General features: G+C 59.3%; 22 protein-coding genes. 11 read left to right on the forward strand and 11 right to left on the reverse strand.

Annotation, left to right across the window (positions count from 1 at the left end; all coding sequences use genetic code 11):
• Positions 1-24: 24 nt before the first annotated feature.
• The 4 genes from HNQ81_RS02680 (at position 25) to HNQ81_RS02695 (ending at position 3235) form a co-directional block, all read left to right on the forward strand.
• Positions 25-306, forward strand: a complete 282-nt coding sequence (locus HNQ81_RS02680; RefSeq protein ID WP_183348065.1) for an antibiotic biosynthesis monooxygenase family protein — start codon at positions 25-27, stop codon at positions 304-306.
• A 111-nt stretch (positions 307-417) separates the two neighbouring features.
• Positions 418-627: a hypothetical protein gene (locus tag HNQ81_RS02685; RefSeq protein WP_183348066.1), complete on the forward strand. Its 210-nt coding sequence runs from the start codon at positions 418-420 to the stop codon at positions 625-627.
• Between the two features lie 42 nt (positions 628-669).
• Positions 670-2652 carry a pyruvate carboxylase subunit B gene (locus HNQ81_RS02690; RefSeq protein WP_183348067.1) on the forward strand — a complete coding sequence of 661 codons (1983 nt, stop codon included), beginning with the start codon at positions 670-672 and terminating at the stop codon, positions 2650-2652.
• 67 nt (positions 2653-2719) lie between these two features.
• Complete coding sequence (locus HNQ81_RS02695) at positions 2720-3235, forward strand: gamma carbonic anhydrase family protein (RefSeq protein ID WP_183348068.1); 516 nt, start codon at positions 2720-2722, stop codon at positions 3233-3235.
• 24 nt (positions 3236-3259) lie between these two features.
• On the opposite strand, the gene meaB is transcribed toward HNQ81_RS02695, so the two are convergent.
• From meaB to HNQ81_RS02735, 8 genes are all read right to left on the reverse strand, one after another.
• Complete coding sequence (gene meaB, locus HNQ81_RS02700) at positions 3260-4264, reverse strand: methylmalonyl Co-A mutase-associated GTPase MeaB (protein ID WP_183348069.1); 1005 nt, start codon at positions 4262-4264, stop codon at positions 3260-3262.
• Positions 4265-4389: 125 nt separating this feature from the next.
• Positions 4390-6531: a methylmalonyl-CoA mutase gene (gene scpA, locus HNQ81_RS02705; RefSeq protein WP_183348071.1), complete on the reverse strand. Its 2142-nt coding sequence runs from the start codon at positions 6529-6531 to the stop codon at positions 4390-4392.
• Positions 6532-6582: 51 nt separating this feature from the next.
• Positions 6583-6987 carry a methylmalonyl-CoA epimerase gene (gene mce, locus HNQ81_RS02710; RefSeq protein ID WP_183348073.1) on the reverse strand — a complete coding sequence of 135 codons (405 nt, stop codon included), beginning with the start codon at positions 6985-6987 and terminating at the stop codon, positions 6583-6585.
• A gap of 63 nt (positions 6988-7050) precedes the next feature.
• Positions 7051-7668, reverse strand: coding sequence for a TetR/AcrR family transcriptional regulator (locus HNQ81_RS02715; RefSeq protein ID WP_183348075.1), 618 nt, complete (start codon positions 7666-7668; stop codon positions 7051-7053).
• A 324-nt stretch (positions 7669-7992) separates the two neighbouring features.
• On the reverse strand, positions 7993-9153 hold the full coding sequence (locus HNQ81_RS02720; RefSeq protein WP_183348076.1) for a sodium ion-translocating decarboxylase subunit beta: 1161 nt from the start codon (positions 9151-9153) through the stop codon (positions 7993-7995).
• A 15-nt stretch (positions 9154-9168) separates the two neighbouring features.
• The gene (locus HNQ81_RS02725) at positions 9169-9558 is read right to left on the reverse strand and encodes a biotin/lipoyl-containing protein (RefSeq protein WP_183348636.1); all 390 of its coding nucleotides are present in this window, start codon (positions 9556-9558) and stop codon (positions 9169-9171) included.
• A 17-nt stretch (positions 9559-9575) separates the two neighbouring features.
• The gene (locus HNQ81_RS02730) at positions 9576-10022 is read right to left on the reverse strand and encodes an OadG family protein (RefSeq protein WP_183348077.1); all 447 of its coding nucleotides are present in this window, start codon (positions 10020-10022) and stop codon (positions 9576-9578) included.
• Between the two features lie 18 nt (positions 10023-10040).
• Entirely contained in the window at positions 10041-11588 is a 1548-nt protein-coding gene (locus HNQ81_RS02735; protein ID WP_183348078.1) for an acyl-CoA carboxylase subunit beta, read from the reverse strand.
• A 456-nt stretch (positions 11589-12044) separates the two neighbouring features.
• Here HNQ81_RS02735 and HNQ81_RS02740 point away from each other — a divergent pair, with 456 nt between their 5' ends.
• The 5 genes from HNQ81_RS02740 to HNQ81_RS02760 all read left to right on the forward strand — a co-directional run bounded on the left by HNQ81_RS02740 (position 12045) and on the right by HNQ81_RS02760 (position 16418).
• A complete protein-coding gene (locus HNQ81_RS02740; RefSeq protein ID WP_183348079.1) occupies positions 12045-12941 on the forward strand; it encodes an MBL fold metallo-hydrolase in 897 nt (298 codons plus the stop codon).
• A gap of 56 nt (positions 12942-12997) precedes the next feature.
• A complete protein-coding gene (locus tag HNQ81_RS02745; protein WP_183348080.1) occupies positions 12998-13990 on the forward strand; it encodes a YhdH/YhfP family quinone oxidoreductase in 993 nt (330 codons plus the stop codon).
• A gap of 62 nt (positions 13991-14052) precedes the next feature.
• Entirely contained in the window at positions 14053-15006 is a 954-nt protein-coding gene (locus HNQ81_RS02750; protein WP_183348081.1) for a histone deacetylase family protein, read from the forward strand.
• A 50-nt stretch (positions 15007-15056) separates the two neighbouring features.
• Positions 15057-15746 carry a CBS domain-containing protein gene (locus HNQ81_RS02755; protein ID WP_183348082.1) on the forward strand — a complete coding sequence of 230 codons (690 nt, stop codon included), beginning with the start codon at positions 15057-15059 and terminating at the stop codon, positions 15744-15746.
• A 63-nt stretch (positions 15747-15809) separates the two neighbouring features.
• The gene (locus HNQ81_RS02760) at positions 15810-16418 is read left to right on the forward strand and encodes a DUF2284 domain-containing protein (RefSeq protein ID WP_183348083.1); all 609 of its coding nucleotides are present in this window, start codon (positions 15810-15812) and stop codon (positions 16416-16418) included.
• A gap of 81 nt (positions 16419-16499) precedes the next feature.
• Here HNQ81_RS02760 and HNQ81_RS02765 read toward each other — a convergent pair whose 3' ends face one another.
• The 3 genes from HNQ81_RS02765 to bamA all read right to left on the reverse strand — a co-directional run bounded on the left by HNQ81_RS02765 (position 16500) and on the right by bamA (position 23482).
• Entirely contained in the window at positions 16500-17183 is a 684-nt protein-coding gene (locus HNQ81_RS02765) for an HAD family hydrolase (RefSeq protein WP_183348085.1), read from the reverse strand.
• Positions 17170-20721 carry a transcription-repair coupling factor gene (gene mfd / locus HNQ81_RS02770; RefSeq protein ID WP_183348088.1) on the reverse strand — a complete coding sequence of 1184 codons (3552 nt, stop codon included), beginning with the start codon at positions 20719-20721 and terminating at the stop codon, positions 17170-17172. Before mfd ends, HNQ81_RS02765 begins: the two co-directional genes overlap by 14 nt.
• 70 nt (positions 20722-20791) lie before the next feature.
• On the reverse strand, positions 20792-23482 hold the full coding sequence (bamA, locus tag HNQ81_RS02775) for an outer membrane protein assembly factor BamA (protein WP_183348090.1): 2691 nt from the start codon (positions 23480-23482) through the stop codon (positions 20792-20794).
• A gap of 349 nt (positions 23483-23831) precedes the next feature.
• Here bamA and HNQ81_RS02780 point away from each other — a divergent pair, with 349 nt between their 5' ends.
• Both HNQ81_RS02780 and dnaA read left to right on the forward strand, forming a co-directional pair.
• Positions 23832-24569: a ComF family protein gene (locus HNQ81_RS02780; RefSeq protein WP_240191633.1), complete on the forward strand. Its 738-nt coding sequence runs from the start codon at positions 23832-23834 to the stop codon at positions 24567-24569.
• Positions 24570-25115: 546 nt separating this feature from the next.
• Positions 25116-26438: a chromosomal replication initiator protein DnaA gene (gene dnaA, locus HNQ81_RS02785; RefSeq protein ID WP_183348094.1), complete on the forward strand. Its 1323-nt coding sequence runs from the start codon at positions 25116-25118 to the stop codon at positions 26436-26438.
• The last annotated feature ends 6 nt before the right edge of the window (positions 26439-26444 follow it).

Consider the following 26444-nt stretch of genomic DNA (forward strand, 5'->3'; position numbering starts at 1 on the left):
CAATTCTTTTCATGGGAGAGATTCATGGCAGTCAAGATCTTCATCAAGCGCAGGGTGACGGGCAAGGAGAGCATCGAACTGTCGTTGCTGCTCCAGAAATTACGGGGTCTGACCCTGAACCAGTCGGGGTACATTTCGGGGGAGACCCTCAGGAGAATCGATCGAAACGACGAATGGATGGTCATCAGTACCTGGCGATCGGTCGAAGATTGGAACAAATGGGTGAACAACGATCGCCGGCGGGTGGTCCAGGCCGAGATCGATGCCCTGCTGGGTACCGAGACCGAGTACGCCATCTACGAATAAGTGATGCCGGCCACGGCATCTGAAGGCCCGGCGGGCGTGATACCGTAAGGTAACGATCATGCCGGCGCCTGGTGTGTCAGGTGAAACCGGGGCGGGGATAGAGGACTGGACATGGAAATGAGGCAAAAGAAGACGGCAGCGGCCCTGGCGGCCGTAAATGCCTACCTGCAGCAGGAAGAGGCCCAGGTGGCGGCACAAACCTCCGAACCGGCGCTCCAGCCGGCTCCGGCGGTTGAGAGCGGCTGGGTGATAAGCGGCAGGATGGAGATGATGACCATGCGCAGACTGATCCAGATGCGGGCCTTAGGGCGGATCGGCTAGTCTGCGCGACGAACGCAATACGATGCGAAAGGGAGATGCGCGATGAGCGATAATGTACAGATGACTGCGTTGAAATATGAGAGCGATCGTCCCAGGGCCAAGAACCCTGTCAAGATCATGGATCTCTCCCTGCGGGATGGCCATCAATCCTTGTTTGCCACCCGCGGACGGACCGAGGATATGATCCCGGTCGCCGAACTGATGGACGAGGTCGGCTTCTGGGCGATCGAGACCTGGGGTGGGGCCACCTTCGATACCATGCACCGTTTTCTCAACGAGGATCCATGGCAGAGATTGCGGACCCTCAAACGCTATATCAAGAAGACACCGTTCTCGATGCTGCTGCGGGCCCAGAACCTCGTGGGCTACCGTAACTACGCCGATGACCTGGCCCTGGCCTTTGTCGAGCGGGCGGCGGAAAATGGCATGGACGTCTTCCGGACCTTCGATGCCCTCAACGATTACCGCAACTTCGAGACGGTGGTGAAACAGATCAAGAAGAGCGGTAAGCATTTCCAGGGCTGCATCTGCTATACCCTGACCGAACCGCGTCTCGGCGGTGAGGTCTATAACCTCGAATATTACGTCAATAAGGCCAAGGCCCTGGAGGATATGGGGGCCGATTCGATCTGTGTCAAGGACATGGCCGGGCTGATGGCCCCCTATGACGCCTATCCGTTGATCAAGGCCCTGAAGGAGGCGGTCAAGGCGCCGATCCATCTCCACAGCCATTTCACCTCCGGCATGTCGCCGATGACCCATCTCAAGGCCATCGAGGCCGGCGTCGACATCATCGACACCTGCATGACTCCCTATGCCTACCGGACCTCCCATGCCGCCATTGAACCGCTGGTCATGGCCCTGCTCGGCACCAGTCGCGATACCGGTTTCGACATCAAGAAACTGGCGGCGATCAACGAGATCCTCGAGAAGCAGATCCTGCCGAAGTACAAGCATTTGCTCGACGATTCGAAGGTCTCGATCATCGACATCAACGTCCTGCTGCACCAGACCCCGGGCGGCATGCTGTCGAATCTGGTCAACCAGCTGCGGGAGATGGATGCCCTCGACAAGATCGATGAGGTGTACAAAGAGCTGCCGAGAGTCCGGAAAGACCTGGGCCAGATCCCGCTGGTCACCCCGACCAGCCAGATCGTCGGCGTCCAGACGGTCAACAATGTTCTGCACGATACCCCCGGCGAGCGGTACAAGATGATCACCGGCCAGGTCAAGGATCTGTGCTACGGCCTGTACGGTAAGACGGCGGTGCCGATCGACCCCGAGCTGCAGAAAAAGGCCTTGAAGGGCTACCCGCGGGGCGAGGAGCCGATCACCTGCCGTCCGGCCGAGGTCCTGGAACCGGAGTTGGAAAAGGCCAAGGCCGAGATCGGCGACCTGGCGGCCGATATCGACGACGTCATCCTTTATGCCCAGTTCCCGGTTACCGGCCGTAAGTTCCTTGAATGGAAATACGGCCGCAGCGAGCCGCCGGCAAGTGTCAAGCCGATCACCCTCGAAGATGTGAAAAAGCGGGATGCGTTGCTGAAAAAGGCTCTGGCCGGGGAACTCATCGAGAAAAAGGCCGACAGTCCGGTCAAGACTGCCAACCTGCGCACCTTCAATGTCTTTATCGACGGCGAGCATTTCAACGTCGAGGTCGATCCAATCGGCGGACCGGTAGTGGCCGTGCCTTCGGCCTCGGTTGCGGCTCCGGTGGCGACTGCTCCGGCACCAGTGCAGGCCTCTGCCCAGGCCTCTGCCCAGGCTGCCGCCCCGGCTCCGGCCCCGGTGCAGCCGTCCGGCGATACCGCCGGCACCCATCTCCTGGCGCCGATGCCGGGGATGATCGTCAAGTATCGGAAGAATGTCGGCGATACCGTCGTCAAGGGTGAAGCCATCGTCGTCCTCGAGGCGATGAAAATGGAAAACGCGCTGCCTTCCCCCTGTGACGGCGTTATTAAATCGATACCGTTCAAGAGCGGCGATACGGTGGCCAAAGGGGCTTCGCTCTGCGTCATCGGCTAGGTGATCTCCGGGGAGCCCCTGCTCTGCAGGGCAGTCGGCTCCCCGTTACCACGGAAGAGGGCAGGATATGATCATCCGGGAATTGAACGGCAAGACCCCGCAATACGGTGCCGGCTGCTATTTCGCCGAAACCGCGGTCGTGGTCGGCGACGTGGTGATGGGCGACGAGTGCAGCATCTGGTATAATGCCGTCATCCGCGGCGATGTCCATTACATCCGGATGGGCAACCGGGTCAATGTCCAGGATGGGGCGGTCATCCACTGCACCTATCAGAAATTTCCCGTCAATATCGGCAACAGGGTGTCGATCGGCCATAACGCGATCGTCCACGGCTGCACCGTCCATGACAATGTCCTGATCGGCATGGGTGCGATCGTCATGGATGACTGCGTCGTGGAGAGTCATACCATCATCGCTGCCGGGGCGGTCGTCACCCAGAGCACGAGGGTTGAGGGCGGCAGTATCTATGCCGGGGTGCCGGCACGGAAGGTCAAGGATATCAGCGAGAAGCTGATTTCGGGCGAGATCGAGAGGATTGCCGACAACTACGTCAAGTATTCAGGTTGGTACCAACAGAAATAATCCGGACCGAGTGCGGGGGGCAGTTCAGGCCTTCGCCCCGGTGTCATTGATTTTTCGCAGATAGTCGAGCAACTGATCAGCTGCAGCTGTCGGCGACAGTTTCCCGGCGGCCACCTCCGTTCGCAGGCCGGGCAACTGTGAACGTATCGCCGGATTGCCGTAAAACCACTGGCGCAGACCCTCATCGAGGAGAAAGTTCATCCAGTCGAGTGACTGCTCTCTTCTTTTGGCCTCCAGCAGGTTGGCGGTGTTATGGGCGGCCCGGTGATCGGCAATGGTTTGCCAGATTCCCTGCAAGCCTGTCATTTCCACGGAGCTGCAGGTCAGCACCGGCGGTGACCAGACCGGGTCGAACCGCATCAGCAGGTGCAGAGCTGTCTGATAGTCCTTCTGGGCCATCTGCGCCCGGAGGATGTTGTCTCCGTCCGCCTTGTTGATGACGATAGCGTCGGCAACCTCGAGCACCCCCTTCTTTATCCCCTGCAGTTCATCACCGGCCCCGGCGATCATCAGGACCAGGAAAAAATCTACCATCGAGGCGACCGTCGTCTCCGACTGTCCCACCCCGACCGTTTCGACGATGATGACATCGTAACCCGCCGCCTCGCAGACCAGCATCGTTTCCCGGGTCTTGCGGGCGACCCCGCCGAGGGTCCCCTGGGACGGGGACGGTCGGATGAAGGCCCGGTCGTTGACCGCCAGTTTTTCCATCCTGGTCTTGTCACCGAGGATGCTGCCGCCGCTCCGGCTGCTGCTGGGGTCGATGGCCAGCACCGCCACCCGATGGCCGAGTTCGGTCAACATCGTTCCGAAGCCTTCGATGAAGGTGCTCTTGCCGGCCCCGGGGACACCGGTGATGCCTAGCCGGTAGGATTTGCCCGTATGGGGCAGGAGCCGGTCGATGATCGTCCGCGCCATCTCCTGGTGGGCCGGCAGGCTGCTCTCGATCAGGGTAATGGTCCGCGCCAGAATCAAGCGGTTCCGCTGGAGGACACCCTCAATATAGTACTGCGCTTCCTTCACTGGCAATATCTCTGCTGGGTTGGCGAACAGCTGTCGCTATCAGGTCGCATCACAACAATAGCGGATCACCTGCAACCCGGCATGGAAAGCGTCCATTCCGGGTTGCAGGGTATGGTTGACAGCGGTGCATCTCAGCGCCGGAATTTTTCCTCCAGGAGGCTGAGGGTCTTGTCGGCGGAAACCGTAATCGGGGTGCCGGGGCCGAAGACCGCCTTGACGCCGGCGTCGAAGAGGAAGGCATAATCACCCGGCGGGATGACGCCGCCGGCGACGACGAGGATGTCTTCGCCGCCCTGTTTCTTCAGTTCTTCGATCAGGGCCGGGACCAGGGTTTTGTGGCCGGCGGCGAGACTTGAGGCGCCGACGACATGGACGTCGTTTTCGATCGCCATCTTGGCCGCCTCTTCCGGAGTCTGGAACATCGGGCTGATATCGACGTCGAAACCGAGGTCGGCATAGGCGCTGGCGATAACCTTGAAGCCACGGTCATGGCCGTCCTGGCCCATTTTGGTGACCAGCAGCCGTGGACGCCGCCCCTGCGATTCGAGGAATTTCGCGGTCCTGTTCCGCAGCGAAGCGATGATCTCGGCATTGCCGGCATACTCCGAGGCATAGGCGCCGGAGATGCAGCGGGTGGTGGCGACGAAGCGGCCGAAGACCTTTTCCATCGCGTCGGATATCTCGCCGACGGTGGCCCGGGCCCGCACTGCCGGCAGCGCCGCCTCGAGAAGATTGCCGTCGCCTTCGGCCGCCCTGGTCAGGTCGGCCAGGGCCTTCTCGACCGCGGCGGTGTCGCGGCTGGCCCGGATCTGTCTGAGCCTCTCGACCTGTTCGTCGCGGACCGTCGCCGGGACCTCGCGGACCTCGAAATCGATCTTCTCGTCCGGCAGCTTGTACTTGTTGACCCCGACGATGACGTCGAGGCCCTGGTCGATCCGGGCCTGCTTGCGGGCGGCCGACTCCTCGATCCGCATCTTCGGCATCCCCGATTCGATGGCCTTGGCCATGCCGCCCAGTTCCTCGATCTCGTCGATGATCTTCTGGGCCTCATCGATGATGCTGCGGGTCAGCGATTCGAGGTAGTAGGAACCGCCGAGCGGGTCGATGACGTGGCAGATCTGGCTCTCCTCCTGGATGATGATCTGGGTGTTGCGGGCGATCCGGGCCGAGAAGTCGGTCGGCAGGCCGATGGCCTCGTCGAAGGAGTTGGTATGCAGCGACTGGGTGCCGCCGAGCACCGCCGACAGGGCCTCGAGCGTCGTTCTGATGACGTTGTTGTACGGATCCTGCTCGGTCAGGCTCCAGCCCGAGGTCTGGCAGTGGGTACGGAGCATCGATGACTGCGGGTTTTTCGGGTTGAACTGGCTCATCAGGCGGTGCCAGAGGAAACGGGCCGCCCGCAGCATGGCGATGTCCATGAAGAAGTTCATGCCGATGCCGAAAAAGAACGACAGTCGCGGGGCGAAGGTGTCGACATCGAGTCCGCTTCTCAGGGCGGCCTTGACGTACTCCACCCCGTCGGCCAGGGTGAAGGCGGTCTGCAGCACGCTGTTGGCGCCGGCCTCCATCATATGGTAGCCGCTGATGCTGATCGTGTTGTATTTCGGCATCTCCTTCGAGCAGAAGGCCATGATGTCGGAGATGATCCGCATTGAAGGGCTGGGCGGGTAGATGTAAGTGTTGCGGGTCAGGTATTCCTTGAGGATGTCGTTCTGGATGGTACCGGTCAGCTTGTCGTGGGGTACGCCCTGTTCCTCGGCGGCGACGATGTAACCGGCCAGGATCGGGATGACCGCCCCGTTCATCGTCATCGACACCGACATCTGTTCGAGCGGGATGCCGTCGAACAGGATCTTCATGTCCTCGACTGAATCGATGGCCACCCCGGCCTTGCCGATGTCGCCGGCGACCCGGGGGTGATCGGAGTCGTAGCCGCGGTGGGTGGCGAGATCGAAGGCCACCGACAGGCCCTTCTGGCCGGCGGCGAGGGCCTTGCGATAGAAGGCGTTCGATTCCTTGGCGGTGGAAAAGCCGGCGTACTGGCGGATGGTCCAGGGGCGGCCGGCGTACATCGTCGCCATCGGCCCACGGACATACGGGGGCAACCCGGGGAGGGTGTTGACAGACTCGAGGCCTTCGAGGTCTTCGGCGGTGTAGAGGGCCTTGACCTTGATCCCTTCCGGGGTCAGCCAATCGAGGGAATCCGGGTTTTTTCCCTTCATCTGCTTGCTGGCCAGCTCTTCCCACCTCGTTTTTTCCGGATGTGATGCCATTCTCTGTCCTCCTGGTAGGATACGGTTGTTCGCTTAGGTTGATGCAGCGGATCAGGATCGTTCACACAATTCTACCAGCACCCCACCGGTCGCCTTGGGATGGAGGAAGGCTATCTTGGCGCCGCCGGCGCCTTTGCGCGGAACCTGGTCGATAAGCTGGACTCCCTTGGCCTTCAGTTCGGCCAGTGCCTCTTCGATGTTTTCGACCCGGAAGGCGACATGCTGGAATCCGGCGCCCTTCTTCTCGATGAATTTCGCCACCGGCCCATCGGGAGAAGTGGATTCGAGCAGTTCGACCTCGCTTTCTCCGACCGGGAAAAAGGCGGTCGTCACCTTCTGCTCGGCCACGGTTTCGGCGCCTTCGAAGGAGAGACCGAGGACCTCGGACCAGAATGATTTGCCCTCATTCATGTTGTTGACTGCGATACCGAGATGATCGATTTTCAGAATCTTCATTTGCGTCTCCATCGGAAAGGGTAAGAGTCCAAGGCCTTGCGGCCATGCAGGTTCGAAGCTCAGCTACTCGGGTTTTCTGAAGTGATTGACAGAGGAGTGGGGATTGGCCATGCCGCGCCATACCATCTCGAACATGGCGTTGGCCTGTTCGGACAGGCTTCCCTGCTGGCCGCGCAGAATCCACATGAAGAAACTGCGCTGAACGAATCCCATCAGGAAGTCAAGCAGGGTGCCGGCCCGGACGTCGGGGTTCAGCACGCCCTCCTTCTGGCCCTGGCGCAGGACGCCGATCAGCAGGTTCATCATCCGTCGCTGGTTGAAGGTCTCGTCGGCCATCCATGTTTTCATCGGCAGGGTCATGAAGACGATCTTGCCCAGCCCCTGGTGCCGCTCGTAGTAGTCGAGCTGCAGCCAGAAGACCTTGCGCAGTTTCTCCTTCAGATCCTCGATGCCCTGGAGATGATCGACGATGCGATCGGTCAGCTTTCCCATCCAGACGTCGACGAAGGCGAAGACCAGACGCTCCTTGCTGCCGTAATGTTTGTAGATCGTAGTGAAGCTGACACCGGCGCGACCGGCGATATCCCGGATACTCGCCTTGTGGAAGTCGGAGTTGGAAAAGACCTCGAGAACCGCTGATTCAAGGCGTTTCTGGATATCGGGATTCAATTCGTTTAACATTGTTACTGCACAGTCACTCTCTGCTGAAGAAGGAGATCGCCACGCATGGATGCAGACAATTGCCCGGTGATTGTAAATTTAGTTGCGAAACTAAAAATCATATTGATATAATTATTAAAATATAAAATTTCTTTTCTCTTCTTGGGTGTCGTGGCGTCCCTGTAGTCAGGGGCTTGCCGAAAACGGTCTGAAAAGTAACAATGTTACTATTGCACTTGTATGCTACTCTTGGAGAATTGTCAAGAGCAAACGGCTCCGGCTTTCATGCCTGCAGGTGGCGACAGGTGCTGTCGGCCGGATCGGCAGTGTATGCCTCCGGCTTCTCTACTTGAACAGGGATAACAGTATTCCAGCGGCGACGGCGGAGCCGATGACGCCGGCGACATTGGGTCCCATTGCGTGCATGAGAAGAAAGTTGGACGGATTCTCTTTCTGTCCCACCACCTGGGATACCCGGGCCGCCATCGGCACCGCCGAGACTCCGGCCGAGCCGATGAGCGGATTGATGCCCCCGCCCATGACCTTGTTCATCAGTTTGGCAAGCAACACGCCGGCGGCGGTGCCGATGGCAAAAGCGGTCACCCCCAGGAAGAGGATGGCAAGGGTTTCGACCCGAAGGAAATTCTCGGCGGTGGCGGTTGCGCCGACCGACAATCCGAGAAAGATCGTGATGGTGTTGATCAGGGCGTTTTTCGCAGTATCCTCGAGGCGACCGGCGACGCCGCATTCGCGGAAGAGGTTGCCGATCATCAGCATGCCGATCAAGGTGGTGGCCGGCGGAACGATCAGGGCGACGACGATGGTGACGAGGATCGGAAAGAGGATCCTCTCCTTCTTGCTGACCTCGCGCAGCTGTGTCATCTTGATCGCCCGTTCTTCCTTTGTGGTCAACAGGCGCATGATCGGCGGCTGGATGATCGGCACCATCGCCATATAGGAATAGGCGGCGATGGCTATCGAGCCGAGCAGATGCGGGGCCAGCCGGGAGGAGAGGAATATCGCGGTCGGCCCGTCGGCCCCGCCGATGATGCCGATGGAGGCGGCCTCCTGGGCGGTGAACAGGCCTGAGCCGATCGCGGCGAGGAAGGTGATGAAGATGCCGAATTGGGCGGCGGCGCCGAGGAGCAGGGATTTGGGGTTGGCGATCAGCGGCCCGAAATCGGTCATCGCCCCGACTCCGAGAAAGATCAGGGGCGGGAAGATCCCCAGGTGATCGCCCTGGAACAGGTAGTACATCAAGCCGCCGGGCTGGACGGTATGGATGACCTTATCCTTGATCTCGATGATCGGTTCGGCCATCATGTCGGCCAGGGGCAGGTTGGTGAGCAGGACGCCGAAGGCGATGGGAATGAGCAGCAGGGGCTCGAAGCCCTTGACGATCGCCAGATAGATCAGCAGACAGGCGATGCCGATCATCAGGATATGACCGAGAGTGAGGTTGAATATCCCCATGCTGTGGATGAATTCCGCCAGTGCCGCGAGCATGTTGTTCTCCTTTGGTTAGGCGAAGACGACCAGGGGATCGCCGGCGTTCACCGAGGCGCCCTTGACGGCACGGACCTCGGCGATGGTGCCGTCGTGCGGGGCCAGGATCTCGTTTTCCATTTTCATCGCCTCGAGGATCATCAGCAGCTGCCCCTTGGCGATCTGGTCGCCGGCCTGGACCTTGACCTCGAGGATGGTTCCCGGCATCGGGGCGGGGATCGTCCCCGGCCCGCTGGCAGCCGGGGCGGGTGCCGCCGGGCGGGGGCTGGCCGCCGGCACCGGTTGGGCGGCAGAGGCGGGGCGTGGCGCCGGGGCTACGGCATATCCAGTGGAGGACGATCCTCCCATCTCCTCTACCTCGACTTCATACTCCTTGCCATTGACGCGTACTCTGAATTTCTTCATAGTTGTTTTTCCCATGGTTAGAATCTGCTGTTCATCTGGTCTACAATCCCTGCCTTGCCCCATGCCGGGGTTGAATCTATCTTGCGGATATTGCGGATGACGATATCTCCGGTCGCACGAGTCGGATACATGGCGAGCACCGCCGAGATGACGGCCGGGATCTCGTCATCGTCGGTGGTGGCCACTGGGGTATCGACGACCGGCCGGACCGCCGGCGCCGGTTGCGGAGCGGGAGCCGGTTGCGAAGCGGGAGCCGGTTGCGAAGTGGGTGCCGGTTGGCGGCTGGGTTGGGCGGTGAATCTGGCCAGCAGGGTGATGACGATCTGGAGGATCACCAGGGCGATAAAGGTTATACCCATCCCGAGAAAGGTGACGACGAGGCCTGCCAGCATCCTGTCGGCAAAGGAGAGGGTCTTGATGGTTGCAGGATCGGCAAGTTGGGCTAACAGTTCGGATATTCCCATTGTTGCGTTCTCCCCGGCCTATAATGGTATGTTGCCGTGCTTTTTGGCCGGTCGTTTCTCCCGCTTGCCGGCCAGCATCAGGAAGGCGTCGATAATCCGCTGCCGGGTGGTGTGCGGTTCGATGACATCGTCGACAAACCCCCGTTCCGCCGCCTTGTAGGGGGTAGCGAATTCGGCGGCGTACTCCTCGAGGATCTGCCGGCGCATCGCCTCCTTGTCCTCGGCCTTTTCAATATCGTTCTTGAAGATGATGTTGACGGCGCCGTCCGAACCCATGACCGCGACCTCGGCCGTCGGCCAGGCGAAGACCATGTCGGCGCCGAGAGATTTGGAGCACATCGCCACGTAGGCGCCGCCGTACGCCTTTCTGGTGATCAGTGTGACCTTGGCGACGGTCGCCTCGCTGTAGGCATAGAGGATCTTGGCTCCGTGGCGGATGATGCCGCCGTACTCCTGGGTCGTCCCCGGGAGGAAGCCGGGGACATCGACGATCGTGAGCAACGGGATGTTGAAGGCATCGCAGGTTCGGATGAACCGCGAAGCCTTGTCGCCGGCATTCATGTCGAGACAGCCGGCCATGACCTGGGGCTGGTTGGCGATGATGCCGACCGACCGGCCGTTGATTCTGGCCAGACAGGTAATCAGGTTCCTGGCAAAATAGTGCTGATATTCGAAGACTGATCCGGCATCGGCGATGTGGCCGATGACCTCGTGCATATCGTAGGCTTTGTTGGGGCTGTCCGGGATGATATAGTCGAGTTCATCGACCTGGCGGTCGACGTCCGACGTCGTCTCCACCGGAGGGGCGGTCTCCATATTGTTGGAGGGAAGATAGCCGACCAGGCGGCGGATGTCGTTGAGACAGTCTGCATCGCTGTCGGCGATGAAATGGACATTGCCGCTGATGCTGTTATGGGTCATGGCGCCGCCGAGCTCCTCGGCGGAGACGTTTTCGCCGGTGACCGCCTTGATGACCTGCGGCCCGGTGATGAACATCTGTGCAGTCTTGTTGACCATGAAGATGAAGTCGGTCAAGGCCGGCGAGTACACCGCGCCGCCGGCACACGGCCCCATTACGGCCGAGATCTGGGGAATGACGCCGGAATAGATGGCGTTGCGATAGAATATGTCGCCGTAGCCGGAGAGGGCGTCGACCGCCTCCTGGATACGGGCGCCGCCCGAGTCGTTGAGGCCGACGATCGGGGCCCCGACCTTGACCGCCGCATCCATTGCCTTGACCACCTTGCGGGCGTGCATTTCGCCGAGCGCACCGCCGGTGATCGTGAAGTCCTGGGAGAAAGCGTAGACCAGCCGGCCGTCGATCCGGCCGTAGCCGGTAACGACCGATTCGCCTTCGAAGTCGAGCTTGTCCATGCCGAATCTGGTGCAGCGGTTCTTGACGAAGGCGTCGAGTTCGACGAAGGTGCCCGGGTCGAAGAGGGCCAGCAGCCGTTCGCGGGCGGTCATCTTGCCCTGGGCCTGCTGCTTCTCGATTCTGGCCTGGCCGCCGCCAAGGGCGATCTTTTCTTTTTTGTTCTGCAGGAATTGGCGTTTGTCGATGCTCATGTCTCTGGCTTCCTTTTTCAACAGGACGAAAATAGAGGGTTGCTGACAGGGGTGGAACCGGGCCATCGTTGCTTTAACATTGTTACTGTCTTGACGAAAATAGTTATCTGGATAATCATGACCTGACCATCCTGTGCATGGTTAGATCGATTTTCGTGTCGCCTGTTGAGTCGAGGCGAGATGAAAAAATAGGGCAATGTGCCGATATGTATTGCGAATCCAATGATATATTTCCTTTATGGGAAGCTTCATTATTCTTTCTTCACTTGATAATAGTGAAAGAACGATGTTACTCGACCTTATTCGCATGGGTTTTGTCAAGAGTAAAAATCGAAGTGCTGTTCCCTTTTGAGCATTTTCCAGTAGAATACTGTACAGAAGATGAAAAGTCGGCGGGACGCCGCAGACAAACCCGGGTGTCGGCTCGGTTTCGCGTCAAAAATCAAGGAAGGCCGGATGGAACACATGGACCCTCTCAAGGTTGGTGACATCGAGATCCGCTGGCTGTCCGGCGGCGATTTCAAACTGGATGGCGGCACCTTGTTCGGGGTGGTGCCGAAGGTCCTCTGGCAGAAGCGCTATCCGGTCGATGCCGGCAATTGCATCCTGATGCGCAACGACCCCTTGCTGGTCAGAACGCCGGATGCCGTCATCGTCATCGACACCGGTCTTGGCAACAAGCTCTCGGAAAAACAGCAACGGATCTACCAGGTGTCCTCTTGCTGGGATATCCCGGCACAGCTCGGACAGCTTGGGATCAGTCGCGAGGACGTCGATTACGTTGTCCTGACCCACGGCGACTTCGATCATGCCGGCGGCATCGAGATGATCACCACCGCCGGCGATCGCGAACTCACATTTCCAAAGGCGACGCACGTCGTGCAAAAGGCCGAGTGGCAGGACCTGAGCCACCCCGGTGATCGCGCCAAGGCCACCTATCTGGAGGAGAATTTCGTCCTCCTTCGCCGCCAGGGACGGCTGCAGCTCGTCGAAGGTGACGAGGAGATCTGTCCCGGCGTCATCGTTCGTCACAGCGGCGGCCATACCCGCGGCCACCAGATGGTCGAGATGACCTCAGGGGGTGGGACGGCCCTGCATCTCGGCGATCTCTGTCCCACCCATGCCCATGTCAACCCCCTGTGGGTCATGGCCTACGATAATTTTCCGCTGGAGGCGATCGCGCGGAAAAAACAGTATCTGACCAAATACCTGGCGAGGGGGAGTTGGTTCACCCTGTATCACGATCCATTCCACCGGGCGATCAAGATCGATCCGGCCTACCGGATCATTGCCTCCTGGCCCGAATCGGCTTCGGGGCAGGGCGGGGACTGCACGGGTTCGATGGCCGAGTGATGCAGATGATCCGGGAACAAGGTGAGAGGATCGCAATCTGAAGGGGAGCTGGTACGATGGCAACGATGTTTCTGGCGATGGTCGTGGAGGAGCAGGCGGATGGGAGCTATACCAGGACAATCCGGGAGAGGACGGTGGATGATCTGCCGGCCGGCGAAGTCCTGATCCGCGTGCTGTGGTCGTCACTCAATTACAAGGATGCGCTCTCCGCCAGCGGCAATAAGGGGGTGACACGAAAATATCCCCACACCCCGGGGATCGACGCTGCCGGGATCGTCGAGGACAGCCGGAACGACAGGTTCCGTCCCGGCGACCAGGTGCTGGTCACCAGCTACGACCTCGGGATGAATACCGCCGGCGGGTTCGGCCAGTACATCCGGGTGCCGGCCGACTGGGTCGTGTCGCTGCCGGCCGGCCTGGAGTTGCGGGAGAGCATGGTCCTGGGCACCGCCGGTCTGACGGCGGCGATGTCGATCACCGCCCTGCGCGCCGGGATCGGACCGGAGCAGGGCGAGATCCTGGTGACCGGCGCCAGTGGCGGCGTCGGCAGCATGGCGGTCTCCATCCTGGCCCGGCTCGGCTACGAGGTCTGCGCCGCCAGCGGCAAGGACACCGCCTACCTGCTCGGGTTGGGAGCGAAAAGCGTTGTCGCCAGGGCCGAAGTCGACGACGCCGGTGATCGGCCCCTGCTGAAGACCCGCTGGGCCGGGGTGATCGATACCGTCGGCGGCAACATCCTCGCCACGGCGATCAGATCCACCGCCCATAAGGGGATCGTCACCTGCTGCGGCAACGTCGCCTCGCCCGACCTCCAGCTCACGGTTTTCCCCTTCATCCTCCGGGGGGTGACTCTGGTCGGCATCGATTCCCAGAACCTGCCGATGGAAGAGCGGGCGATGATCTGGCAGCGACTGGCGCACGATTGGAAACCGGCAAAACTCGGCAGCATGGGGCGTGAAGTCTCACTTGCCGGACTGGAAGGTGAGATCGCCAGGATCCTCCAGGGCGGTCAGAAGGGGCGGATCGTGGTCAATCTGGGACAAAGATGACGGGACGATACCGGTAAGGAAGAACAAAATCACGATGGTGATGAGCGCCAATGGCGGGTGATATGAAAAAGACAGGTTTCGTATACGATGACAGGTTTCTTCAGCATGTGACCTTCCCCTCCCACCCCGAATCTCCCGGCCGGCTCCGGGTGATCGTCGAGAATCTTGCCGCTTCGGGGTTGCTGCAGAAGCTTGTCCCGATCGAGGTCAGGCGTGCAGATCAGCGCTGGATCGAAATGGTGCACAACATCCGCTATATGATGCGTCTCGAGGAGGCATGCATCATGGGGATGCCGGACATCGATCACCAGGACAACTCGATCTGCCGCGATACCTATGACATCGCCTTCCTTGCCGTGGGCGGGGTCCTCAATGCGATCGACGAGGTGATGAAGGGCAATATCGATAACGCCTTCTGCGCCGTCCGCCCTCCCGGCCATCATGCCGAGGTGGATCGGGCCATGGGGTTCTGTTACTTCAACAATGTCGCCATCGGCGCCAGATACCTCCAGCGCAAATGGGGGATGAAGCGGATCGGTATCATCGATTTCGACGTCCATCACGGCAATGGCACCCAGCATATCTTCGAGCAGGATCCCACGGTCTACTACTACTCGATCCACGAGCATCCCTCTTTCGCCTATCCGGGAACCGGGCGCGAGTTCGAGACCGGTATCGGCGAAGGGCTCGGCTATACCCTGAACTCGCCGATCCTGCCCGGCCGGGGGGATGACGAATACAAGAAGATGATCATGCAGGATCTGGTGCCGGCCTTCAAGAAATTCGCGCCGGAAGTCATCCTGCTGTCAGCCGGGTTTGATGCCCATGTCACTGATCTGATGTCAGGGACCAACCTGTCGACCGAGGGCTACGATTTTATTACCGAGGTCATTCTCAACCTGGCGAACAAGTTTGCCGGCGGTCGGGTGATTTCTGTTCTTGAGGGGGGATACAACTATCCGGTTCTGGCGTTGCTTGTCGAAAACCATATCCGGATGATGACCGGAGTCCGATGAGTGCGGCCACCAGGGCCAACGGTGTATAAAAAAATGTTGCAGGAGGGGCTATGTTTGTAAGTGAAAGGATGGCGAAAAAGCTGATAACGGTGCGACCCGACACGCTACTCTCCGAGGTCAGGGACTTGATGGTACAGCACAATATCCGGCATCTGCCGGTGGTCGACGGGGAGGGGCTGCTCGTCGGCATCATTTCCGACCGCGACATGCGTGCGGCGCTCCCTTCATCGCTGCTTGGCAGGGAGGCGTATGAACGGGCCCTGGAGCGGGTGATAACACACCGGGCCGAGGAGATCATGACCGCGAATCCGTTGACGATCTCGGTCTATTACACCATCCAGGATACCCTTCTGATGATGCGTCAGAAGCGGGTCGGGGCCTTCCCGGTGATCGACGAGAACGGCTATCTCAAAGGCATCCTGTCGACGCGGGATCTCCTCTCCTCTCTGGCCAACGTGATGGGCATCGGTGAGCCGGGAACGCTGCTCTGCATCCTGGCCCGGTCGGAGCGCGGCCAATTGAAGAAGATTGTCGATATCGTTACCGAAGAAAAGATCCGGCTGGGCAGCGTGCTGGTCTCCCGGACCTGGGATGTCGACAAGAAGGCCATTTTCCCCTATCTCCTCACCAATAACGTTGCCCGGGTGAAGAAACGGCTCCTCGATGCCGGTTTTGAACTCTTCGACCCGATGCAATGGTATCTCGACAACGTGTCGAAGAATCCCGATCTCCTCCTGTGAACGATGAGACCGGGACGGATGGGAATGTTGATCTTCGAAACATGAACAGCGAGAGAGAACGGAATGAGTCCGGAGTTGTCGAAGTTTGATCAGGATATCGACCTGTTGATCAATGAAGCCAGTCTTGCCGGGGCCACCGAGGTCAGGAGGCTGGCCCCCGGAGACATCGTCGTCGAGAAGCAGATGGCCGCGTACTGTCGGGAACCGGGCTGCCCGAACTACGGTCAATCGCTCAGCTGTCCGCCCCATGTCGCCGGTCCGGCGGCGTTCGCGGCATTGCAGGCCAGGAGCAGGGCGGCCCTGGTGGTGCGGATCGAAGTCCCCTCGGCGGTGCTGTTCTCCGAGGAACGGCGCGAAGTCATGCGATTGCTGCATGAGATCGTGGCGGGCATCGAACGATCGGCCATCGCCCGCGGCTATACCGGATCAAGGGCCTTCGCCGGCGGTTCCTGCAAAGACCTGTTCTGTTTCGATCACCCCGAATGTCAGGTCCTCTCCCAAAACGGCCCCTGCCGCAACCCGGAGGCCGCCCGGCCTTCGATGTCCGGTTTTGGCGTCAATGTAGCCAGGACGCTGGAGAACGCCGGTTTCACCGAACCGGACAAGACCCGGCCGGCTGTCCAGGGTCACGAGGCGGCGAGCTGGGTTGCCGGGATGGTCCTCATCATCTGACGGCCTGTGATTTCCAATGGTCCCGGGGCCGATTTGCGCCGTGGCGGTCGGCATCTGCCGATTCGGAAAATATCGGGGAGCTTAGAAGATGAGTTCGTCGAAATAGGCGATCGATGGAAATTCGGCGGAGTAACTGACCGGTTGGCGCGAACTGGGCCTGGCGATATGGATCAGATAGGCGATGCCGTACTCCCTGGCCGAGGCCAGGACCGGGACGGTATCGTCGGCCAGCAGTGTCCGCCGTTTATCGAAACCGATGATCTCCTCCAGCTTTTCCCAGAACACCGGCTGTTCCTTCGCCTTCCCCACCACCTCCGAGCAGATGATGCCGGAAAAATAGGATCCGATCCGGGTCTTGCGCAGCTTGATGGCCAGCGTTTTCGAATGGGCGTTGGTGACGAGGTGGATCTGTTTTCCCTTTTTATCGAGAAAGGAAAGAAAATCGATGACATGGGGATGGATCTGGATCAGGTGGTTGATCCGGCACTTGAGTTCGGGGATATCGAGCCCGAGCTGTTCCGACCAGTAGTCGAGATCGGTCCACTGCAGGGTGGCTTCGACCTGGCGGTAGCGGGAGAGCAGTCTGCGCCGGGCCTCGTCCGGGCTGAGATCGTTGAGCCGGGCGTAGACCTCCGGAACATAGTGTTCCCAGAAATAATCATCGAAATATTTGTCCAGCAGGGTCCCGTCCATGTCCAGCAGGACGCAGTCGATGGCGTCCCAGGTGAAGGCCGGTCTGATCTGTGACGGTTCAGTCGGGGTCATCGCTCATTCTCCGCAGTTCGATGACGGTCGAGCCGATCGTTTCGAACAGATCATCGCCGGCGACCGGCTGGCCGGTGACGACGAGACGGCCGTCGGGGGTCAGCTTGGCCTGGACTCGGCGCTTTTTCGGCTGTCGCTGCAGGTAACTCAGCAGCCGTTCCGGTTGCAGCGGCGTGTCGGCCATGAAGGAGTAAACGAGGCTGTCGTTTCCCCGTTCGAGTTTGTTGATCCGCAAGGCCGCGAGATCGGCCTTCAGGCTGACGATCCGGAAGAGATTGCGGAGTTCCTGCGGCAGGGGCCCGTAGCGATCGATCAGCTCTTCCTGCAGTTCATCATGACTGGCCGCAGGGGCCGAGGTCAGGGCGGCGATCCGGCGGTAGGTCATATAGCGCTGGCTGATGTCGGGCATATACTGCTGGGGGATGAAGGCCGATATATGGAGGTTGATTTCCGGGTCGATATCGTCGACGGCCCGGGCCTGGAGGTCCTGACCGGCACTGGCCTTGAGATCGGCGACGGTCTTCTGCAGCAGGTCGAGATAGAGGTCGTAGCCGATGGCGGCGATATGACCGCTCTGCGAAACCCCGAGCAGGTTGCCGCCGCCCCTGATCTGGAGGTCGCTCATCGCCAGCCGGAAGCCGCCCCCGAGTTCGTCACAGTCCATCAGGGCCTGGAGTCGATCCCGCGAGTCCTTGGTCAGACTGTCGAGGGAAGGCACCAGCAGGAAGGCATAGGATTGCAGGCTCGAGCGGCCGACTCGGCCCCGCAGCTGGTAGATCTCGGCCAGTCCGAGCTGATCGGCGCGGTTGATGATGATCGTGTTGGCGGACGGGATGTCGAGCCCCGATTCGATGATCGTCGTGCAGATCAGGACATCGATGTCATGGTTGACGAAGGCGACCATGATGTCTTCCAGTTCCTTACCCGCCATCTGCCCATGGGCCACGGCGATCCGGGCGGTGGGGACCAGTTTTTTGATGTTGGTCGCGACCTGGTGGATCGAACGGACCCGGTTGTGGACGAAAAAGACCTGGCCGTTGCGCCGGATTTCCCGGGTCACCGCCTCCTTGATCACCAGATCGTCATACTGGGCGACGAAGGTCTTGACCGGACGGCGGTGCTCGGGCGGGCTGGAGATCACCGACAGATCGCGGATGCCGAGCAGGGACATCTGCAGGGTGCGGGGAATCGGGGTGGCGGTGAGGGTGAGGACATCGACCGCGGCCCGCAGCTTCTTGACCTTTTCCTTGTGGGCGACGCCGAACCGGTGCTCTTCGTCGACGATCAGCAGCCCGAGACTCTTGAAGACGATGTCCTTCGACAACAGGCGGTGGGTGCCGATCAGGATGTCGATGCCGCCCTCGGCCAGCGCCTTGACGAGTTTCTTCTGCTCGCTCGTCGTCCGGAAGCGATTGATGCATTCCACCCGCACCGGAAAGCCCTGCAGCCTCTCCCGGAAGGTCTTGGCATGCTGTTCGGCGAGCACGGTCGTCGGCACCAGGATCGCCACCTGCATCCCGTCCTCGACGACCTTGAAGGCGGCCCGCACCGCCACCTCGGTCTTGCCGTAACCGACGTCGCCGCAGACGAGCCGGTCCATCGGTTTGTCGGAGATCAGATCGTCGATGACTTCGGTGATCGCCTTGTCCTGCCCCGGGGTCTCGTCGAAGGGGAAGGACTCCTCCAATTCGTGGAACAGTTCAGCCGGGGGTGAAAACTGCCGGCCTTCGCGGAGTTCCCTGGTCGCGTAAATCTCCAGCAGTTCCTGGGCCACCTTCCACACCTCCTCCTTGACCTTGGCGGTGGTCGTCTTCCAGGTCTGGGTGCCGAGTTTGTCGATTTTCGGGGTCTGATCGGACAGTCCCTCGTAGCGGGAGATCAGGTTGAGCCTGTCCACCGGAACATAGAGCCGGTCACCGTCGCGGTATTCAATCTGGACGAAGTCGTTGGTGACGTCATTGAACCGCATTGTCACCAGTCCCTGGTAGACCCCGAGTCCATGGTCGCGATGGACTATGATGTCGCCGTCATTCAGTTCGGCGAAACGCAGTGGCGCCCCTTCCTGGTTGCCTTTACGCCTTTTGCCGAGACGCATCTCGCCGAACAGTTCGCTTTCGGAAAGGAGATGGATCTTCAGGTCAGTAAGAGAGAACCCCTGGGTCAGGGGATGATTGCAGAGGAAGACGGTCCTTTCGGCTTCGGTGCCCGCAAACTGGTCGAGATCGAGTGGTGGTGCGGCCTCGGCGGTAAGATGATGATGCCGGGCCAGAAGATCCCGCAGGTTTTTCATGTGCCGGCTTGACCGGCAGCAGAGGATGATACGGTCGCCTTCTCGCTGCCAGCTATTGATCTGTTCCGAGAGCGGAGTCAGGATGCCGCGGTCGCGACGCTGGAGATGGATATCCTGTTTGAGCGGCAGATGGCTCTGGGTTGTCAGGGAAATCGTGGCGGTCGCGTTGACGTTGAAATCGCTGCACAGGGCCTGATGGAAACCGGCCATCCGCTCTCTGGTTGCCGCGGCGTCGAGAAACAGTCGGTCGGGATGCAAGGCCGGTCGGCCGGCGGCCTGGGCGGCGGCAAAATTGCTGACAATGCGTTCCTCGACCAGATCCATGTTCTGGTTGATCGCCTCCGGCGAGACCAGCAGCAGTGTAGTTTCCCGAGGGAAAAAATCGAGAACCGCGGAGCTGCCGGATGGTTCGGCCGGATAGAAGAGCGGGAGATAGAACTGCATGCCGGCAAAGCGCCGGCCGCTCACAGCCTGCTCGATCAGGGCCGCGGCAGGTTCTTGCTCCCAGCCGGCGCTGCCGCTGTAGTCCTGAAAGCTCCTCTTGAGCCGGATCGCCGCCGTTTTGTCGGTCGGGTTGAGCAGGATGTCGGATACCGGAAGCAGGATAGCCTCGGCGATCTCCATGGTCGACCGTTGCGACAGTGGATCGAAGGCCCGCAGCGATTCAACGGTGTCGCCGAAGAAATCGAGGCGGACCGGTCCATCGTAAAGGCGGGAATCGTCCAGGGGGAACGGAGGGGGATAGATGTCGAGGATGCCGCCGCGGAGCGAAAAGTCGCCGACGCTCTGGACCAGGGCGACCTGTTCGTACCCCATCATGACCAGACTGGAGATCAGTCGCTCGATATCGATGTCCTCGCCGGCAAGGATCAGCTCCGGAATCCGGGTAAGCAGACCCTTGGGCATGACGCGCCGCATCAGGGCCTCGATCGAGGTGACGACGAGGGGCGGGGAGTTGCTGTCCGTCAACTGGTACAGGGTTGAGAGACGAAGGGCGGTCGTCTGCTGGTCCGGTGCCAGCGGGGTGTAGGGCGGAATCTCGTGGGCCGGATAACTGAGGACCTTGCCGGCAGCAAAAAGCCGCAGGTCCTGTTCGAATGGGGCCACCATCTGCTCGTCCGGAACGATGCAGCAGCAGGGGCCCTGCTCGGCGAGCAGGGCCCCGAGCAGGGCGGGACTGGAACCGCGCAGGCCGGTGCACTTCACGGTCGATGCAGATTGAAAGAGTTGCTGAAGTTGATTGCGCATTGGTAAAAAAAAGTGCCGGTTGCACCCAGAGGAGCAACCGGCAGGAAAGGAAGACGGACAGAAAAGAGGTCTAAAAGGTACCGCCGACGCTGAAATCCCAGACGGAATCATCCTCGTCGTCAAGCGGATCGAGGTTGTAACCCCAGACAATCTTCAACGGTCCCATCGGCGACAGCCAGTTGAGGCCAAGGCCGACGGACTCCCGGTAGGAATCGAGCGACCAGTCCTCGTCGTCATCGAAGACCTGGCCGGCATCAAAGAAAACCAGCCCCTGAACCCCCTGGTTTTCGGCAAGGGGGAAGAGAATTTCCCAGTTGGTGTACCACATTTTATCACCGCCGATACGCTCACCGGTAACGGGATCGAGCGGACTGAGATCACCGTAATCGAACCCTCGTACGGTATTGATGCCGCCGAGATAAAAGCGCTCGTAAACCGGCAGTTTGTCGGTCTCATTTTCAAACACCTGGCCGGCGGAGCCTTTGAAGTGGAATACCGTCTTCCAGAACATCGGAAAATACCAGCTGGTCGAACCCTCCAGTTTCGTGAACTCGGCGTCGCCGGCAAACGGTCCTCCTGCATACTCGGCGCTGAGCAGGTTGTAGGAACCCTTCGAGGCGCTGAGAATCCGGTCGCGGGAATCGCGGACGAGCGACACCTTGACGGCACTGGTGACATGCAGGTCGACTGAATTTCTGATGACATAGGAGGCATAGTCGGAAACATCGGTCAGGTCGGTATCGGTGTAGCTGTACATGCCGACCATGCGCCATTTTTCCCATACAGGATAGCCGATGCGGATATCGCCCCCCTGTGAATCCTTGGTGTAATCGTCGTATTCGCGTTCGGTATCGAACAGGTCGGCGCCCCAGGACAGATCGGAGTCGTTGAGATGGGGGTTGGTATAACCGAGATTGTAGCGTGAACTGGAGCCGCCGATATTGGCGGCAAGCGAAAGCCGGTCACCCCGACCGAGGAAGTTGTTTTCGGAGATCTCGCCCATGAATATCAGGTTGTCAACGGAACTGTAACCCGCGCCGATACTGAAGTTGCCGGTGCTTTTTTCCTTGACGGCGATGACGATGTTCATCCTGGTCGGATCGAGAGAAGGTTCCGGGGTGATATTGACCTCCTCGAAATATTCAAGACGCTGCAGGGCCTGGGTGCTCTGCCGCAGGGCCTTGGAATCGAAGATGCCGCCCTCGGAAACCTTCAGTTCGCGGCGAATGACATTGTCGCGGGTCCGGGTGTTGCCCTTGATGGAGATCCGGTCGATGTAGACCAGATCGCCTTTTTCGATCTTGAACTCGACATCCAGCCTGCCGCCCGATGCCGATTTCCTGATATCCGGTCTGACTGTGGCGAAGGCATACCCTCTCTCGGCGTAATAATCGGTGATCTTGAGGATATCGTCCCGCATGACCTGCCGGCTCAGAAATTCTTCCTTGCGGATGGCGAGGAGGTTGAGCAATTCGTCCTTGTCGGTGATCAGATCGCCGGCAATATCGATGGTCCCGACCTTGAACCGCGGACCCTCCTCGACCATGAAGGTCAGGTAGAGCCATTCCTCCTCCTGCCGGATCGTGGGCTCGGAAATCCTCGCCTCGAGAAATCCGTGGTTGTTGTAGAAGGCGACGATGCGGCCGACATCCTGTTTGACCTCATCCATTTTCAGCGTCCCTGATGCGGTCAGCCAGCTGAAGAAGCCTTTCTCGCTGGTCTCGATCTCATCGGCGAGATCACCGTCGTCAAAGGTCGTGTTGCCTTCGAAATCGATCTTCTTGATATAGATCTTCTCTCCCTCGTCGATGATGATCCGGACGACGGCGCCTTCATCGCTGGGGAAGGTCGTTTCGGCCTTGACCTGGGTGTTGTAATAGCCTTTGGATTTGTACAACTCCCGGATGGCCTCGACGGCGGTGTTGATCCTGGCAGGATTGAGAATGAAGTGCTCCTTGATGTTGGCCGCACTCTTGACGTCTTCTTCCTTGAGTTCGTCGATGCCCTCGTACACCAGTGAGGCGATGACCGGTTTCTCCACCAGCTTGAAGACGATCTGCTTCCCTTTCTCGCTGTCGCTGACGTCGATCTGGACATCGTTGAAATAGCCCATCGAGTAGATCGACTTGAGATCCTCCCGCAATGTCGACGGACTGTAAATATCGCCGACCTTGCTCTTGATCTTGCGCAGGATCGCGCCTGAATCGATCCGTTTGTTGCCCTGCGGGGTGATGGTGGCGATCCGAAGGTCCTTGCCGGAGTAGAGCAGGATGTCGCCGATGACGGCGGCGATGCCGTCACGCAGGGTTTCAACGGTCAGTCCATCCTTGAAATAATAGCGCGGAGCGTTCGGGGACAGCAGGTCGAAGACCTTGATGTCGATGCTTATCTGTTTACCGACATAGGTGAGACTGCCTGCCGCGACGTTGTCGAAACCGGTGGTTTCCGCGATTTTCTGCATCTGCGGCACTGCCGGCGGCCAGACCTTGGTGTAGTCGGCCATCGATTCCACCCTGGTACGGGACAGCATGGTCTGCCCGTTGCTGACCAGGGCCTCCTCCATGAAGGTGTCGGCCTGTGCCGTCAACTTGTCCACCTCCTGCTGGCTGTTGATTTTCAACGGCAGAAAGGCGGTGTTCTGGTCGGCCGAGATCGCGGGACCGGTAAAAATGACCGTTGCCAGGGCGAAAACCAAAAGCTGCAGAAGACGGAACATGTGGAGATGACGGAGGGGAGACGGCGTTTTTCCGGTGTGATCCATGGCGGAGTTCCTTTCTGTTTGAGATGCCCTTGAGGATACGGTGGAGTGTATACGCATCGTTGGACGTGGGTGTATCAACGGTCTGTGGGTAAATAGTCTGATAAGACAGGTATTGCACTGTGCATGAAATCCAAGGGTAAAAATCGTGACCATTATGCCATGTTTGGCAGGAAATGCAAAGAGAGCATCTGGATAAGAGAGAAAATGGTCTCCGGCGATGATGGCGGCCGGTTGAAGAGTTCTTTGAGGTCGGGCGTTTCATTAATATTTTGAAATATAACATGAAAACACAATCCTTCGGGGAGGCGTTGAGTCGTCGCGTCTCGCGGGATCGGCAGCGTTGAACTCCATGCCGCCGCCGAAATCCTGGGCGACAATCTTTCTCGATCTGGTGTTTCCCCCTCGTTGTCTGCTCTGCGGCGCCTACCCCGGATGGGAAAATCCTGAACACCTGTGTCGGGACTGCAGGCAGGGGATAAACTATATCCGGCCTCCTCTTTGCGCCTGCTGCGGCAAAATGATGGCGGCAGGGGAACCGGGGCGCAGTCATCGCTGCCAGGACTGTCTTGTTCACCCGCCGCCGTTCAGCGTTGCCCGATCCTGCATCCGCTATGACCAGACGGCGAGCCTGCTGCTGCATCGTTTGAAATACCATGGCGACACGGCGGTGCTGCCTGGTCTCAGGCATATCATCGAGCAGGCCGCTATCGCCGGGGTTTGTGACCCTGACATTATCGTCCCCGTCCCTCTCTATCGAAAACGTCTGAAAGCGCGGGGGCTGAATCAGGCCGCTCACCTCGCCCGCCTGTTCTACCCCGGACGCGATAGCGACATTCGTTTCGATCTCCTTCATCGCATACGGGATACTCCCCCCCAGACAGTACTGAGCGGCGCCGCCCGGAGGAGAAATCTCCGCTCCGCCTTTGCGGTGAAGGATTTGACGTTGGTGAAGGGAAAGACGGTCTGTGTCGTCGATGATGTCTTCACCACCGGCACAACGGTGTCGGAATGCAGTCGGGCGCTTCGTCTGGCCGGGGCGGAAGAGGTCTATGTCCTGACCCTGGCCATGGTTGTCTCCACAGTGTAGTATGTTCCGGTTCTGTTCAGAAAAAATATGGTTGAGGTTAAGGATGAATTACCTTCTAGAAGGTGCGGAAATACGTACATCTCGCGGTGGATGTAAAGATATATTGAGTAAAAAGCAATTTAGTCCCTTAATTTTGAGAAATATTGAGTTGAACCATTTTGTAAAACTGTTGATAAGTTGTGGGGAATCAGACTAAGCTGTCTATTTGACGGTGGAAAAAGGCTATCGCCGCAAGGCCTCTGAGAATAAGGATTTCGAGAGGGGGGGGGCGGAGACTCAGGCTGGTTCTGGTCTTGCAGCTGTTAACAATAAGATGTTGCACTAATAACAAATTTCTCGATATCGTCTTTGACTGGAAATGGGAAATGGAGTTAATCATCCGCCATCCAATGCGAGGCGAAAATCACGGGAGGTCCTCCTTCCGTTTTTTGGCTGACGGGTGGTTCCGGGCATTGGGATATAAAGCGTACAGTATCGTTCATTTCTGCTGAATTGGCTGAAATGGATCTGGATCGCTTGTAAAACCTGTTACGGGAAGGATTAGGGATGATCTGGGAGAAGACGAAAGAGAGATTGAAGGACGCATTGACGGAAAATGTCTATGCGCTGTGGATAGAACCGCTGGAGTGTGTCCAGGTTCAGGCTGACGCCCTGTTCCTCGCCAGCCCGGACAGGTATTTTAATGCGTACATTTCTCAGCATTACCTGGGCTTGATTGAAGAAAAGATCAAGGAGTGCGGGGCATCGGCCCGGAAGGTGGTGCTCTGTGAAAAGGAGGCGAAGCCGCTACCGGTAAAACTCGCCAAAGGCCAGATGCGTCTTCCCAGCGTACCGGAAAACACTACCCGGCTCCGCGCCCTGCATCCCCGCTATACCTTCGATGAGTTCATGGTCGGAGATTGCAACATCCTCGCCCACTCCGCCTGCCGGTCGATATCGGTGAGCGAGGACCTGGTCGGTCCCTGCCTCTACATCAACAGCGGCACGGGTCTTGGCAAGAGCCATCTGACCCACGCCGTGGCCCACAAGATCATCGCCGATTCGCCGATGACCCGGCTGCACTATGTCACCGCCCAGCAATTCGCCTCGGAAATGGTTCGCGGCATCCAGTCCAATACGATGGACCAGTTCAAGCGCAAATACCACGACAACTGCGACATCCTGCTGGTTGAGGATGTCCATTCGCTGACCGGCAAGAAGAAGACCCAGGAGGAATTGAACGAGTTGCTCGACACCCTGGTCAAGTCCGGCAGGCGGGTGATACTGACCGCCAACAGCGCCCCGCGGGATCTGGTGGGAATCGACGACGAGTTCCGCTCACGGATGTCGGCCGGTCTGGTGACGAGCATCAAGCCGCCGGATATCGATACCCGGCTGCGCATCGTCAGCCGCAAGGCCGTTCAGCACCAGCTCGTCCTGGAGGAGAGGTATGTCGATTACCTGGCCCAGCATATCAGGGGCGATATCCGCAAGGTCGAGTCGGCGCTGATCGCCCTGCGGGCCAAGGCCTCTTTGCGCAAAGGGGATATTGACCTGGACCTGGTAAGGGAGGTCGTCTCCAGCGTCGTCGGACATCAGCAGGTCCTGACTTCGGCGATGATCGGCGATCTGGTCGGCAGCCAGTTCAAGGTCAGCGTCAAGGATATGCAATCCCGATCACGGAAGAAGGTCGTAACCTTTCCCCGCCAGGTGGCAATGTACCTGAGCCGTAAATATACCGACGAGTCTCTGGCCGATATCGGCAGGAACTTCAACCGGGACCATTCCACCGTTCTCCATGCGATCAAGGTCGTCACCAACCTGACCAACCGCGATACCTCCGTCAACGCCCAGCTCAACCTTTTGTCCGACAAGGTCAAGCAACTCTGATGCGAT

It is taken from the genome of Desulfoprunum benzoelyticum, from assembly GCF_014201505.1.
Classification (GTDB): Bacteria; Desulfobacterota; Desulfobulbia; order Desulfobulbales; family Desulfocapsaceae; genus Desulfoprunum; species Desulfoprunum benzoelyticum.

What these genes read in the sequence shown, in the direction of transcription:
- HNQ81_RS02680 (WP_183348065.1), top strand. Translation starts at nt 25, where the DNA reads ATGGCAGTCAAGATCTTCATCAAGCGCAGGGTGACGGGCAAGGAGAGC.
- HNQ81_RS02685 (WP_183348066.1), top strand. Translation starts at nt 418, where the DNA reads ATGGAAATGAGGCAAAAGAAGACGGCAGCGGCCCTGGCGGCCGTAAAT.
- HNQ81_RS02690 (WP_183348067.1), top strand. Translation starts at nt 670, where the DNA reads ATGAGCGATAATGTACAGATGACTGCGTTGAAATATGAGAGCGATCGT.
- HNQ81_RS02695 (WP_183348068.1), top strand. Translation starts at nt 2,720, where the DNA reads ATGATCATCCGGGAATTGAACGGCAAGACCCCGCAATACGGTGCCGGC.
- scpA (WP_183348071.1), bottom strand. Translation starts at nt 6,531, where the DNA reads ATGGCATCACATCCGGAAAAAACGAGGTGGGAAGAGCTGGCCAGCAAG.
- mce (WP_183348073.1), bottom strand. Translation starts at nt 6,987, where the DNA reads ATGAAGATTCTGAAAATCGATCATCTCGGTATCGCAGTCAACAACATG.
- HNQ81_RS02715 (WP_183348075.1), bottom strand. Translation starts at nt 7,668, where the DNA reads ATGTTAAACGAATTGAATCCCGATATCCAGAAACGCCTTGAATCAGCG.
- HNQ81_RS02720 (WP_183348076.1), bottom strand. Translation starts at nt 9,153, where the DNA reads ATGCTCGCGGCACTGGCGGAATTCATCCACAGCATGGGGATATTCAAC.
- HNQ81_RS02725 (WP_183348636.1), bottom strand. Translation starts at nt 9,558, where the DNA reads ATGAAGAAATTCAGAGTACGCGTCAATGGCAAGGAGTATGAAGTCGAG.
- HNQ81_RS02730 (WP_183348077.1), bottom strand. Translation starts at nt 10,022, where the DNA reads ATGGGAATATCCGAACTGTTAGCCCAACTTGCCGATCCTGCAACCATC.
- HNQ81_RS02735 (WP_183348078.1), bottom strand. Translation starts at nt 11,588, where the DNA reads ATGAGCATCGACAAACGCCAATTCCTGCAGAACAAAAAAGAAAAGATC.
- HNQ81_RS02740 (WP_183348079.1), top strand. Translation starts at nt 12,045, where the DNA reads ATGGAACACATGGACCCTCTCAAGGTTGGTGACATCGAGATCCGCTGG.
- HNQ81_RS02745 (WP_183348080.1), top strand. Translation starts at nt 12,998, where the DNA reads ATGGCAACGATGTTTCTGGCGATGGTCGTGGAGGAGCAGGCGGATGGG.
- HNQ81_RS02750 (WP_183348081.1), top strand. Translation starts at nt 14,053, where the DNA reads ATGAAAAAGACAGGTTTCGTATACGATGACAGGTTTCTTCAGCATGTG.
- HNQ81_RS02755 (WP_183348082.1), top strand. Translation starts at nt 15,057, where the DNA reads ATGTTTGTAAGTGAAAGGATGGCGAAAAAGCTGATAACGGTGCGACCC.
- HNQ81_RS02760 (WP_183348083.1), top strand. Translation starts at nt 15,810, where the DNA reads ATGAGTCCGGAGTTGTCGAAGTTTGATCAGGATATCGACCTGTTGATC.
- HNQ81_RS02765 (WP_183348085.1), bottom strand. Translation starts at nt 17,183, where the DNA reads ATGACCCCGACTGAACCGTCACAGATCAGACCGGCCTTCACCTGGGAC.
- mfd (WP_183348088.1), bottom strand. Translation starts at nt 20,721, where the DNA reads ATGCGCAATCAACTTCAGCAACTCTTTCAATCTGCATCGACCGTGAAG.
- bamA (WP_183348090.1), bottom strand. Translation starts at nt 23,482, where the DNA reads ATGGATCACACCGGAAAAACGCCGTCTCCCCTCCGTCATCTCCACATG.
- HNQ81_RS02780 (WP_240191633.1), top strand. Translation starts at nt 23,832, where the DNA reads ATGCCGCCGCCGAAATCCTGGGCGACAATCTTTCTCGATCTGGTGTTT.
- dnaA (WP_183348094.1), top strand. Translation starts at nt 25,116, where the DNA reads ATGATCTGGGAGAAGACGAAAGAGAGATTGAAGGACGCATTGACGGAA.